At 60.4% G+C, this 11,749-nt stretch carries 13 protein-coding genes; 8 read left to right on the top strand and 5 right to left on the bottom strand.

Annotated elements, in window-relative coordinates; genetic code table 11:
- Positions 1–24 precede the first annotated feature (24 nt).
- From FBZ97_RS05395 to FBZ97_RS05385, 3 genes are all read right to left on the bottom strand, one after another.
- The gene (locus FBZ97_RS05395) at positions 25–753 is read right to left on the bottom strand and encodes a phosphodiester glycosidase family protein (protein WP_186449464.1); all 729 of its coding nucleotides are present in this window, start codon (positions 751–753) and stop codon (positions 25–27) included.
- Between the two features lie 85 nt (positions 754–838).
- Positions 839–1,531 (bottom strand): 4Fe-4S dicluster domain-containing protein, encoded by a 693-nt coding sequence (locus FBZ97_RS05390; RefSeq protein WP_145317035.1) that lies wholly within the window; start codon positions 1,529–1,531, stop codon positions 839–841.
- A gap of 101 nt (positions 1,532–1,632) precedes the next feature.
- Positions 1,633–3,213, bottom strand: a complete 1,581-nt coding sequence (locus FBZ97_RS05385) for a trimethylamine methyltransferase family protein (protein WP_145317033.1) — start codon at positions 3,211–3,213, stop codon at positions 1,633–1,635.
- 257 nt (positions 3,214–3,470) lie between these two features.
- On the opposite strand from FBZ97_RS05385, the gene FBZ97_RS05380 reads away from it, so the two are divergent.
- Positions 3,471–4,172 carry a B12-binding domain-containing protein gene (locus FBZ97_RS05380; protein ID WP_069613213.1) on the top strand — a complete coding sequence of 234 codons (702 nt, stop codon included), beginning with the start codon at positions 3,471–3,473 and terminating at the stop codon, positions 4,170–4,172.
- A gap of 66 nt (positions 4,173–4,238) precedes the next feature.
- Here the strand turns inward: FBZ97_RS05380 and FBZ97_RS05375 are convergent, their stop codons facing one another.
- Complete coding sequence (locus FBZ97_RS05375) at positions 4,239–4,397, bottom strand: entericidin A/B family lipoprotein (protein WP_047632875.1); 159 nt, start codon at positions 4,395–4,397, stop codon at positions 4,239–4,241.
- A gap of 19 nt (positions 4,398–4,416) precedes the next feature.
- Between FBZ97_RS05375 and FBZ97_RS05370 the strand changes: the two genes are divergently transcribed.
- The 7 genes from FBZ97_RS05370 (at position 4,417) to FBZ97_RS05340 (ending at position 10,731) form a co-directional block, all read left to right on the top strand.
- Positions 4,417–5,055, top strand: coding sequence for a DUF1638 domain-containing protein (locus FBZ97_RS05370; protein WP_145317031.1), 639 nt, complete (start codon positions 4,417–4,419; stop codon positions 5,053–5,055).
- Positions 5,056–5,292: 237 nt separating this feature from the next.
- A complete protein-coding gene (locus tag FBZ97_RS05365) occupies positions 5,293–5,595 on the top strand; it encodes a virulence factor (protein ID WP_069613169.1) in 303 nt (100 codons plus the stop codon).
- The gene (locus FBZ97_RS05360; protein WP_113354542.1) at positions 5,588–6,166 is read left to right on the top strand and encodes a methylenetetrahydrofolate reductase C-terminal domain-containing protein; all 579 of its coding nucleotides are present in this window, start codon (positions 5,588–5,590) and stop codon (positions 6,164–6,166) included. Before FBZ97_RS05365 ends, FBZ97_RS05360 begins: the two co-directional genes overlap by 8 nt.
- Positions 6,167–6,169: 3 nt before the next feature.
- Positions 6,170–7,276, top strand: coding sequence for a methylenetetrahydrofolate reductase (locus FBZ97_RS05355; RefSeq protein ID WP_113390296.1), 1,107 nt, complete (start codon positions 6,170–6,172; stop codon positions 7,274–7,276).
- A 103-nt stretch (positions 7,277–7,379) separates the two neighbouring features.
- Positions 7,380–8,345 (top strand): methyltetrahydrofolate cobalamin methyltransferase, encoded by a 966-nt coding sequence (locus FBZ97_RS05350; protein WP_113354540.1) that lies wholly within the window; start codon positions 7,380–7,382, stop codon positions 8,343–8,345.
- 1 nt (position 8,346) lies between these two features.
- Entirely contained in the window at positions 8,347–8,676 is a 330-nt protein-coding gene (locus FBZ97_RS05345) for a hypothetical protein (RefSeq protein WP_113354539.1), read from the top strand.
- 54 nt (positions 8,677–8,730) lie between these two features.
- A complete protein-coding gene (locus tag FBZ97_RS05340; RefSeq protein WP_145317627.1) occupies positions 8,731–10,731 on the top strand; it encodes an ASKHA domain-containing protein in 2,001 nt (666 codons plus the stop codon).
- 18 nt (positions 10,732–10,749) lie between these two features.
- On the opposite strand, the gene FBZ97_RS05335 is transcribed toward FBZ97_RS05340, so the two are convergent.
- On the bottom strand, positions 10,750–11,649 hold the full coding sequence (locus tag FBZ97_RS05335) for a LysR family transcriptional regulator (protein ID WP_113333007.1): 900 nt from the start codon (positions 11,647–11,649) through the stop codon (positions 10,750–10,752).
- Positions 11,650–11,749: the final 100 nt, after the last annotated feature.

The following is an 11,749-nucleotide window of genomic DNA, read 5'->3' as shown; positions in this document are numbered from 1 at the left end:
AGCTCTTGGCATTTCCGGCGCGCCTTAGCCCGGCAGCATTTCCGTCACTGCAATGATCGGCCCGAGCGGAAACAGGCTATCGCGCCTTTGCCATTCCGGGATATCGAGGCTGGAGATGCTGCCATCGAGAAACAGCGCATTCGGACATTTCAACTCGTCGCGAAATAGCGTCGCAAAGTCGTGGAAACGCACCGCGCCATTGGAAATGGCGAAGACGACCTTGCCGTCTGAGGTAACGCCCACGCCGTTTCGTGTCTTCAAGCTCGGACTATCCGCCAGAAATGACGGATGAAGCCTGCCGCTGATGACCAGCATCGGGCCGGACTGCGTCGCATAAAAAGGTTTGATGCCGGAAGCGGCGAAGGCCTTGCTTTCCATGATCCCGGCCTTGTCCGCCCCGAGATAGAAGACCCCGTTCGGCAGGAGATGAAAGTTGCCCCAGCCCTTGTTGGTGTTGATCGCCTTCACCTCACGTCCATTCTCGACGAAGAGACCCACGGGAGACTGGTCGTCGAGATACATGCCGCCATTCATGGCGAAGCGCACATAGATGCGATCCTGACGCAGATCATTTTCCAGGGCACGGAAAGAGCCATAAGGCTTGCCGTTGCGATCGTTCTGAAAAATCTGAATGTCGTCGCTGACCGCATCGAAAGTGCAGACCGTATAGCCGTCCCCGAGATGCTGGACCTTGCGGCAGGCTTCGCCGGCCGACGCGGTGGCGGCAAAGGCAAGAACGGCAAGAATGACCATCAATCGAATCAAGCGCATAGCCTCGTATCAATAACACAGGCTTCAGAACGCATCGCAATGCGGCGAAACAAGGAAGGCGTGAGACCTAAAGCTGGAGTGCAGCCATATGGAATGCAAGCTGTTCGGCCGGATAACGATAGTTGGCTCCGACCGGGCAGGCATTGCGTGCAAGGCAGCCGCCGGCCATGCAGCCGACCTGCCCTTGCGGTGTGCGCAAGTGCGACCGGCAGCCTGAAAGATCAAAGCCGGCTGCCGCTATCGCCCCAACGGGACAGGCTGCAAGACAAGGTTTCTCAACGCATAGATCGCATGGATGCGGAGAAAACGGCGACACCTCCATTCCTTCCAGCGCATCGGCAAATCCCAATGCGCCGCGATATCCGTGCCACAAACCATAGTTCGGATGGATCAAGATGCCGAGCGGCGACGTTTTCAAGCCCTCGGCCTGCATGGCCCACCGCTGGAACGGTTGCCAAGGAGTATCCGAGGGGAAATAGGCCGTGGCCCCCAACCTGCTTGCCACCGGCCGGATAATCGCCTTCGACCAGTCATCAAGGGGATTTTTGCGCGTCCTGTTGACGGGCATATCCAGCCATTTCGAAAACGCCGGCCAGATCGAGCCGCCGATATTGCCGAGCAGGATGACGCTGCGTGCAGGCGTGCCATCCGTCAGCAACGGCCCCTCGCCTTCATGGAAGGACAAGCTGCCACGAACGAAAACTCCGTGAACGCGGAGCGCCGCACGGAGCTGTTCGAAGATGGCAGGGCCGCGGCTCACCGTGGCCCCTTATATTCATAGTGCGGCCGCCAGACTTCCTTCTGGATGAGATCGGCAACGCGTGTCGCACCGCCTTGCTCCCTGGCGGCCTCGGGCTCTCTTCAGGTGAAGGCGTCCGGCATCGAGTCCTTGCGCTTCTGGATATAGGCGAGAAGAGCCTCGTCGATGGCCGGATCGAGCGACGGCGCTTCGTAATGATCGAGCCAGGAACGGCAAAGCGCGTTGGCGCGCTGCTCGATGCGTTTCTGACCTTCGATCTCCCACTGCTCGAAGGAGTTGTTGTCGGCGAGCGGCGAGCGATAGAAGGCGGACTGGAAATTCGCCTGCGTATGGCCGCAACCCAGATAATGGCTACCGGGGCCGACTTCACGGATGGCATCGAGCGCCTGGCCATTTTCCGAGAGATCCACGCCTTCAGCCATCTTCTGCATCATGCCGAGCTGGTCCTGGTCGATCATGAACTTCTCGTAGGAGGAGACGAGACCACCCTCGAGCCATCCCGCCGCATGCAGCACGAAATTCGTGCCGGCCAGCAGCGTCATGTTGAGCGTATTGGCGGATTCATGCGCGGCTTGCGCATCCGGCACCTTGGAAGCGCAGAGCGAGCCGCCGGTACGGAACGGCAGACCGAGGCGACGCGCGAGCTGTGCTGCGCCATAGGAAACAAGCGATGGCTCCGGCGTGCCGAAGGTCGGCGCGCCCGACTGCATCGAGATGGATGCCGCGAAGGTGCCGAACAGGACCGGCGAGCCCTTGCGGATCAGCTGCGTGAAGGAAGCGCCAGCCAGTACTTCGGCCAGAATCTGCGTTAGCGTGCCTGCGACCGTCACCGGGCTCATGGCGCCCGAAAGGATGAAGGGCGAAACGACCGAAGCCTGATTGTGCCGCGCATAGACCTTCAAAGCGCCGAGCATGGTCTCGTCGAAGACCATCGGCGAATTGGCGTTGATGAGGTTCAGCGTCACACAGTTGTTTTCAACGAAATCGTCGCCAAAGACGATCTTCGCCATAGCGATCGTATCTTCTGCACGCTCCGGCGCGGTGACTGAGCCCATGAATGGCTTATCGGAATATTTGATATGGCTATAGACCATATCGAGATGGCGCTTGTTGACCGGGATATCGACAGGTTCGCAGACCGTGCCGCCGGACGAATGCATCGACGGCGCCATATAGGCGAGCTTCACGAAATTGCGGAAATCCTCGATCGTCGCATAACGGCGGTTGCCCTCAAGATCGCGCACGAAAGGCGGGCCGTAGACTGGCGCGAAGATCGTCGCCTTGCCGCCGACATGGGCATTGCGGGCGCTGTTGCGCGCATGCCAGGTGAATTCCTTCGGCGCGGTCTTCAGAAGTTCGCGGCAAAGTCCCTTCGGAAAATGCACGCGCTGACCGCGTACATCGGCACCGGCTTCCTTCCAGAGCGCCAGAGCTTCCGCATCGTCGCGAAATTCGATGCCGATTTCCTCCAAAACCGTATCGGCATTGCGTTCGATGAGCTGCAGGCCCTCTTCGTCAAGCACTTCATAGACGCCGATCTTACGGGTGATATAGGGGAGCGAAGGACCCGGCCCGCCGCCGCTGCGCGAAGCGCGCCGCGCTGCCGCACCCCTGCCCTCACTGCGCGAACGCCGTCCGCCGCCATCATTGCCTGCAGCCGGTTGCTCAATCATATCGTCCATGATGTTTCCTCACTCCTGCGCATGGATGCGTCTATCAGGCCCCATGCTACCTGATTCCGACAAGCGGACGTTCCTTAATGCGCCAGCAATTAGCATAGGACAGACATCGGCTGACAATATCAACTGTTCCTCGTCCGTCGCGATTGTTCCGTGCGACGTCGCATTCAAAAAGAGTTTTAGCGGCCTTCCGGTCTATCCGTAATGGCGGCAGTGTTTTATACAAGTCTCTGATGCTGCACGAAAATGGGATGGAGCGCATGTCTGACGACGAAATCATTCTCTCGGAACTTTCTGATGAAGAGCTCGTGCAGCAGATGCATGACGACCTGTATGACGGCTTGAAGGAAGAAATCGAGGAAGCGACCAATATCCTCTTGGAGCGCGGCTGGGCTCCTTACGATGTTCTGACCCAGGCGCTGGTCGAGGGCATGCGTATTGTCGGCATCGACTTCCGCGACGGCATTCTCTTCGTTCCGGAGGTGCTGCTTTCGGCCAATGCGATGAAGGCCGGCATGGCGATCCTGCGGCCGCTGCTGGCACAGACCGGTGCACCCAAGCTCGGCAAGATGGTGATCGGCACCGTCAAGGGCGACATTCACGACATCGGCAAGAACCTCGTCGGCATGATGATGGAGGGCGCCGGTTTCGACGTCATCGACCTCGGGATCAACAATCCGGTCGAAAACTACCTCGACGCCATCGAGCGCGAGCAGCCCGATATTCTTGGCATGTCGGCACTGCTGACCACGACCATGCCCTACATGAAGGTCGTTATCGATACGCTGAAGGAAAAGGGCCTGCGTGACGACTATGTCGTACTGGTCGGCGGCGCGCCACTGAACGAGGAATTCGGCAAGGCCGTGGGTGCTGACGCCTATTGCCGTGACGCTGCCGTGGCGGTGGAGACTGCCAAGGAATTCATGAAGCGCAAGCACAACAGCTTGGCTGCCGGCGCTTGATTGCAAGAAACTGAGTGCCGGCGACAATCAACGGGTTGCCGCCGGCACATTGGTATCCCAGATTAGCTATTGAGCCGCCTTCTTGACGGTATGACCGGCGTCCTCGGTTGCGTTCACCGCATTTGCGGTATCTCTGCCCATGCCACGTATAGTATTGGCGCAAGAGGCAAGCACCATGAGAACGACGCAGGCGGTGGCAATTTTCGTGAGTGTCGGTGCAGTCATGATTGGGAACCCCCTCTGAGTGGATATCGATAAAAAAAATGCGGAGAAGAACCCTCCGCGCGATAAACGCACACAAACCCAAAAAGTTCATGTGATTGCGTGCGGCGCAATCGCGCGCGAAATACTAGCGGTCACCAGAATAAACGGGCTCGATCACATCGACCTTCACTGTCTTCCCGCGATCTATCATTCCTATCCGCAGAAGATCGCACCAGCCCTGGAAGAGGCTATCGCCGATGCCCGCGCGCGCGGCTTCGAGAAGATCTTTATCGGCTATGCCGATTGCGGCACCGGCGGCGATATCGACAGGATCTGCCAGCGTGAAGGAATAGAGCGCCTTTCCGGTCCGCACTGTTATTCCTTCTTCACCGGCAACGAGGCTTTCGCCGCGCGCGACGATAACATCACATCGTTTTTCCTGACAGATTTTCTCGCCCGCCAGTTCGAAGCCTTTGTCGTGGTTCCGCTCGGCCTCGACCGCCATCCAGAGCTGCGGGACATTTATTTCGGCAACTACCGCAAGGTCGTCTATCTCTCGCAGGAAGAAGATCCGGCGCTACAGGCAAAGGCAAGGGACGCTGCCGCCTTTCTCGGCCTGGAATACGAATATCGCTATACCGGCTACGGCGATCTTGCCCGCGAATTATTGGCCGTCTGATTACGACATCTGCGTCGGTTTTCGATCTTCCTCTTCTTTGCCGAGACCGACATGCTGGACGAGTCAAAGACATTCAATCACAGTTCGAACCCGTCCGTTTCAAAGGATAATAAGCTTTGGGGATGCTTGCAGGCGAGGTTTCGATATCGCGTCGCTTTTCGGCATGTGCCGCGTCGTGGCGAGCGCAGTCCCGAGGTCTGCCGGCGTGCATTCTGGCGTGAAGAGGAGATTTTGCGCATGGCAGATCGCATTGTCGTTTACTGGCGGGACATTCCAGCCCAGGTCATCATCAAGAAGGGCAGGCAGACGGCAAAACGCGAGCTTTCGCTGCGCTTTACCGAAGCAATCGACATGTGCGCAATGCGCACCGGCGCAGCCGAAACCGACGACTACCTGGCTGAATGGCGCAAGGCGGATCCCGTGCCGGTCTCCGATGATCTCGAAGCCGAGGCAGACAAGGCGGCAGGCGAGCTTGAGGCCGCCTATGATCGCGAGCGGCTGGTGGCGCTGGTGAAGGCTGGAGGCCGCGACAATGGCTGATGCCGTCCAGAAGCCTGGCAATGCGGCTGCGGGCGCAAAAGCGGCCAGCGGCGCCTACACGCCGGCCGGCGTCTCTCCTAACCGCCGTGCCAGACGCAAATATACGGTCCGCCTCTGGGCCGTCCGTCACTCGCGGTTTCTGGAATGGTTCTACCGTCGTTTCGCCGACACATTCCTGCTGCTTCATCCGCTGTGGAAAGCGTTCGGCTATGAGCGCGTGGAGCGCCCGATTACCTTCATCGAACGCAATGTGAAGGGCTTCCTGTTCGATTGCCGCATGTGCGGCCAGTGCGCGCTGTCGTCGACGGGCATGTCCTGCCCGATGAACTGTCCCAAGCAGCTGCGCAACGGCCCCTGCGGCGGCGTTCGCGCCAACGGCAATTGCGAAGTCGAGCCCGACATGCCCTGCGTCTGGGTGCAGGCCTGGAACGGCTCGCGGAACATGATCCAGGGCGATGCAATCTTGAAGGTGCAGAAGCCCGTCAATCAGTCGCTGCGCGAGACGTCATCGTGGCTTCGCGTCACGGCAGAGGCGGCCGCAGCCCGAGAAGCGGCGAAAAAGGAAGCCTGAGCGATGTCGCATATCGATGAAAACCCGCTTGGCGTCCATCTGCCGCTCGATCCCCTGCCCGGCCATTCTTCGCTGGGACGGCTGGAACGCGTGCTCCGCCGCGGCGAGTTCGCCGTCACCGCCGAGCTGAACCCGCCCGATAGCGCCAATGCCGAAGACGTTTATGAACGCGCCGCCATCTTCGAAGGCTGGGTCGATGGCATCAACGCCGTCGATGCCTCCGGCGCCAACTGCCACATGTCCTCGGTCGGCATCTGCGCACTGCTGACGCGGATGGGCTATGCGCCGATCATGCAGATTGCCTGCCGCGACAAGAACCGCATCGCCATCCAGGGCGACGTGCTGGGTGCGGCTGCCATGGGTGTTTGCAACATCATGTGCCTGACCGGTGACGGCGTGCAGGCCGGCGATCAGCCGGGCGCCAAGCCGGTCTTCGATCTCGATTGCATGTCACTGCTCGAAACCGTGCGCATCATGCGAGACAACGCCAAATTCCTCTCCGGCCGCAAGCTGACGTCGCCGCCGAAGGTTTTTCTTGGCGCCGCCATCAATCCCTTCGCGCCGCCTTACGACTTCCGCCCCTATCGGCTGGCAAAGAAGATCGAGGCCGGCGCGCAGTTCGTCCAAAGCCAGTATTGCTACGACGTGCCGATGTTCCGCGAATATATGAAGAAGGTGCGCGACCTCGGCCTGCACGAGAAATGCTTCATTCTCGTCGGCGTCGGCCCGCTGGCATCGGCAAAGACGGCCCGCTGGATGCGCTCCAACGTGCCGGGCGTTCATATTCCCGATGAGGTCATCAAGCGCATTGAGGGGGCTCAGGATCAGAAGAAGGAAGGCAAGCAGCTCTGCATCGACATCATCAACGAGGTGAAGGAGATCGAGGGCGTTTCCGGCATTCACGTCATGGCCTACCGCCAGGAAGAATATGTTGCCGAAATGGTGCATGATTCCGGCGTGTTGAAGGGCCGTCAGCCATGGAAACGCGAGGCAAGCCGCACCGATGCGCTTGTCGCCGAGCGGCTGCACCAGATCAGCGAAGGCAGGGAAGAAAACCAGCAGGCGATGGCGGAGATTGCAGCCCACCATACGCCGCCGCAGGCACATTGAATTCGAGACGATAGCAGCAGGCCGGGAGAGGAACCGGTCGGCTTGTAACCCAGATCACCGCACGATAGACCAGCTATCGGGCCAACTGACCAGAGGATCAGACATGACGCGTACCATCGTTGCCTCCGCCACCCGCGAGATCATCATAGGCTTCGATCAGCCCTTCTGCGTGATCGGCGAGCGCATCAATCCGACGGGGCGCAAGAAACTCGCCGCCGAGATGATCGAAGGCAACTTCGACACCGTCATCAAGGACGCGCTGGAACAGGTCGCTGCCGGTGCGACCATGCTCGACGTCAACGCAGGCGTTACTTCGGTCAACCCGAACGAAACCGAACCGGGCCTGCTGGTACAGACGCTTGAGATCGTCCAGGGTCTGGTCGATGTACCGCTTTCGATCGACAGCTCGGTGACGGCGGCAATCGAAGCTGCCCTCAAGGTCGCCAAGGGCCGGCCGCTGGTCAATTCGGTGACGGGCGAAGAGGAAAAGCTCGAAGCCATCCTGCCGCTGGTCAAGAAATACGATGTGCCCGTCGTCGCCATCTCGAACGATGAGACCGGGATTTCCATGGACCCTGACGTTCGTTTCGCCGTCGCCAAGAAGATCGTCGAGCGCGCCATGGATCACGGCATCAAGCCTGAGGACATCGTCGTCGACCCGCTCGTCATGCCGATCGGCGCGCTTGGCGATGCCGGCCGTCAGGTTTTCGCGCTGCTGCACCGGCTGCGCAACGAGCTGAAGGTCAACACCACCTGCGGCCTCTCCAATATCTCCTTCGGCCTGCCGCATCGCCATGGCATCAATGCCGGCTTCATCCCGATGGTCATCGGTGCAGGCATGACCTCCGCCATCATGAACCCCTGCCGCCCGCAGGAAATGGAAGCCGTGCGCGCCGCCAACGTGCTGAACGGCACGGATGCCAATTGCACCAACTGGATCATGACCTATCGTGACTACAAGCCTGCAGAAGGCGGCGTCGCAGCCGCCGCAGCAACGGCTGCCCCAGCCGGCGGTGGGCGCCGTGGCGGCCGTGCCGCGCGCGCCGGTGCGGGAGCAGCGAGGGAATAAGATGGCATCCGGTCGCGGCCTCTCCAATGATCTTGCCACGCTCTGGCTGCAGGCGCCCGTCGTGATCGGCATACGGCTGCAGCAGATGTGGATGGACGCGCTGGCCGGCAGCGTGAACGCGGCCGAAATGAACCGGATGATCTCGGAGAAGATGATGGCAGCGGCGGAAAGCGCCGTTGCCGTAAACGCAGCAATGGTGCAACAGGGTTTCGCCGCTCTGACGGCCGCAGGCGCGACAAGCCAGCGCAGCATCGCCGATGCGGTCGCTCACGCCGCGATAAAACCCTATAGCAGGCGTGTTCGCTCGAACGTGCGCCGCCTTAGCAAATAGAAAGGCTGATCCGTGGCCGAAGCCAGCGACAGCGCCAAACCTCTTGTCCTTTTCATGCCATCCGGCAAGCGCGGCCACTTCCCCGTGGGAACGCCCGTGCTGGAGGCAGCCCGTCAGCTCGGCGTCTATGTCGAGAGCGTCTGTGGCGGCCGTGCGACCTGCGGGCGTTGCCAGGTCTCCGTGCAGGAAGGCAATTTCGCCAAGCACAAGATCGTCTCCTCCAACGACCATCTTTCGCCGATCGGGCCGAAGGAAAAGCGCTATGCAGAGGTGCGCGAACTGCCTGAAGGACGCCGCCTCTCCTGCTCCGCGCTGATCCAGGGCGATCTGGTCATCGACGTGCCGCAGGATACCGTCATCAACGCACAGGTCGTGCGCAAGGCGGCCGACGAACGCGTCATTGCTCGCGACGCGGCCGTGCATATGTGCTACGTCGAGGTCGAGGAACCCGACATGCACAAGCCGCTTGGCGATCTGGATCGCCTGAAGGCGGCAATCACGGCGGATTGGAAATACGACAATCTCGAAGTGGATTTTCACCTCATCCCGCAAGTGCAGTCGATCCTGCGCAAGGGCGAATGGAAGGTGACGGCCGCCATTCATCGCGATCAGGACAGCGAGCGCCCTCGCCTTATCGCGCTCTATCCCGGCCTGAAGAACGAAGCCTACGGCATTGCCTGTGATATCGGCTCGACGACGATCGCCATGCATCTGTCGTCGCTGCTATCGGGCAGAACCGTCGCTTCGGCCGGCGCCTCCAACCCGCAGATCCGCTTCGGAGAGGATCTGATGAGCCGCGTCTCCTATGTGATGATGAATCCTGACGGCCGCGAGGCCATGACCAATGCCGTTCGCGAAGCCTTGAACGGCTTGATCGACAAGGTCTGCGCCGATGGCGGCGTGTCGCGACAGGATATTCTGAACGCCGTCTTCGTCGGCAACCCGATCATGCATCACCTTTTCCTCGGCATCGATCCGACAGAGCTTGGTGGCGCGCCCTTTGCGCTTGCCGTATCCGGGGCCGTGCATCTGAAATCGGCCGAGATCGGCCTGCCGATGAATGCCGGCACGCGCATCTACATGCTGCCCTGCATCGCCGGCCATGTCGGCGCCGATGCGGCCGCCGCGACACTTGCCGAAGGGCCGCATCGCCAGGACGAGATGATGCTGCTGGTCGACATCGGCACCAATGCTGAGATCGTGCTCGGCAATCGTCATCGCGTCGTCGCCGCCTCCTCGCCGACCGGCCCGGCCTTCGAGGGTGCCGAGATTTCCAGCGGTCAGCGCGCTGCCCCCGGCGCGATCGAACGCGTGCGCATCGATCCTGTCACGCTGGAGCCGCGCTACCGCGTCATCGGCATTGATCCTTGGTCGGACGAGCCAGGCTTCGAAGAAGCCGCCGCCAAGGTCGGGGTCACCGGCATCTGCGGCTCCGCGATCATCGAGGTCGTCGCCGAAATGTTCCTCACCGGCATCATCTCGGAAGATGGCGTGGTCGATGGCTCGATGGCGGCGCGCTCGCCGCGCATCCTGCAGAACGGCCGCACCTATTCCTATCTGCTGCGCGATGGCGAACCGCGCATCACGGTGACACAGAACGATATCCGCGCCATCCAGCTTGCCAAGGCAGCGCTTTATGCCGGCGTCAAGCTGCTGATGGACAAGCAAGGCATCGATCACGTCGACCGCATCGGCCTTGCCGGCGCCTTCGGCACTTTCATCGATCCGAAATATGCAATGGTGCTGGGGCTCATTCCCGACTGTGAACTCGACAAGGTCAAGGCCGTCGGCAACGCCGCCGGCACTGGCGCGCGCATGGCACTGCTCAATCGCGGCCACCGCCGCGAGATCGAGGAAACCGTCAGGAAAATCGAGAAGATAGAGACGGCGCTTGAATCAAAGTTTCAGGAGCATTTCGTCTACGCCATGGCCCTGCCGAACAAGGTCGACAGCTTCCCGGAACTGTCCAAGGTCGTGACCCTGCCGGAGCGCAAGCAAATCTCCGACGATGGCGGAGAAGGCGGAGGCCGCAGACGCCGCCGCAGCCGCGAGTAGGAAATGGCTGGCCGCGCGCTACGCGGCCATCTTGCGCCCTATCTCGACAAAAGCCTGGCGAATGCTGTCTGCCACCGCCTTCATAGGCCCGGTCATCTGCGATGCCGTCAGCAGACGAATGTCAAAGGACGTCAGCTCCGGCAGTCCTTCATTCGGTCCGAGGATTTCCATATCATCCGTGATGTAGGAGCGCGGGAATGGCGCGACGGCAAGATCGGAGACGATTGCGGCGCGCTGCGCCATCGTATGGGCACTGAGATAGGAAACGCGATAGGCGCGTTTCTGCCGCTCCAGCTGCGCCATGGCTTCCGAACGCCAGATGCAGCCTTCCTCCCAGATGGAAATCGGCAGCGGATCGCGGCGGTAGGCCGTGCCGCACTTGGCGCCGGCCCAGACGAGGCGCTCCGTAAAGATAACCTCCCCTTCCGTTGGGAAAGGCCGCGTGGCGCAATTGATCAGGGCGAGATCCAGCCGCTGCTCCTCGATGCGCTTCTTCAGCTGGATGCTCATATCGACAACGACATCGACCATGATGCCCGGATAAGTCTCGGAAAAGCTCTTAAGGATAGTCGGCAGCAAGCGCTCGCCAATATCGTCAGGTGCGCCAAGCCGCACCACACCGCTGAGCTCGGGCATGATGAAGCGCGAAACCGCCTCGTTGGAGAGTGCCAGTATATTGCGCGCATAGGAAAGCAGCATCTCGCCGTGCTGCGTCAGACTGACCGAGCGCGCATCGCGCAGGAACAGCGTCACGCCGAGCTGCTCTTCCAGCTTCTTGATCTGCATCGAAACAGCTGACGGCGTGCGAAAGACAGCATCGGCCGCAGTCGAAAAATTACCCGTTTCGGCAATCGCGACAAAGGTACGCAGAACTTCATTGTCAAGCAACGGTATGGGCCGGCGGAACGGTACGGTCATATCGATTACCTTTCAATTTTTCTGATCCTAAACACCATATCATTTCATTTGTCTGAATGTCAACGAAGCACCATATTAGACCTAATGGAAATTCATCGCA

Origin of the sequence: Rhizobium sp. ERR 942 (assembly GCF_007828395.1) — a bacterium.
In the GTDB taxonomy this organism is placed as follows: Bacteria; Pseudomonadota; Alphaproteobacteria; order Rhizobiales; family Rhizobiaceae; genus Rhizobium; species Rhizobium dioscoreae.
Note: the sequence above shows the minus strand (reverse complement) of the source record. Positions and strands in the feature narration are given on the sequence as shown.

Bases quoted from the DNA above. Each gene is read 5' to 3' on its own strand.
- FBZ97_RS05395 (WP_186449464.1), bottom strand. From the start codon at position 753: ATGGTCATTCTTGCCGTTCTTGCCTTTGCCGCCACCGCGTCGGCCGGC.
- FBZ97_RS05385 (WP_145317033.1), bottom strand. From the start codon at position 3,213: ATGGACGATATGATTGAGCAACCGGCTGCAGGCAATGATGGCGGCGGA.
- FBZ97_RS05380 (WP_069613213.1), top strand. From the start codon at position 3,471: ATGTCTGACGACGAAATCATTCTCTCGGAACTTTCTGATGAAGAGCTC.
- FBZ97_RS05375 (WP_047632875.1), bottom strand. From the start codon at position 4,397: ATGACTGCACCGACACTCACGAAAATTGCCACCGCCTGCGTCGTTCTC.
- FBZ97_RS05365 (WP_069613169.1), top strand. From the start codon at position 5,293: ATGGCAGATCGCATTGTCGTTTACTGGCGGGACATTCCAGCCCAGGTC.
- FBZ97_RS05360 (WP_113354542.1), top strand. From the start codon at position 5,588: ATGGCTGATGCCGTCCAGAAGCCTGGCAATGCGGCTGCGGGCGCAAAA.
- FBZ97_RS05355 (WP_113390296.1), top strand. From the start codon at position 6,170: ATGTCGCATATCGATGAAAACCCGCTTGGCGTCCATCTGCCGCTCGAT.
- FBZ97_RS05350 (WP_113354540.1), top strand. From the start codon at position 7,380: ATGACGCGTACCATCGTTGCCTCCGCCACCCGCGAGATCATCATAGGC.
- FBZ97_RS05345 (WP_113354539.1), top strand. From the start codon at position 8,347: ATGGCATCCGGTCGCGGCCTCTCCAATGATCTTGCCACGCTCTGGCTG.
- FBZ97_RS05340 (WP_145317627.1), top strand. From the start codon at position 8,731: ATGCCATCCGGCAAGCGCGGCCACTTCCCCGTGGGAACGCCCGTGCTG.
- FBZ97_RS05335 (WP_113333007.1), bottom strand. From the start codon at position 11,649: ATGACCGTACCGTTCCGCCGGCCCATACCGTTGCTTGACAATGAAGTT.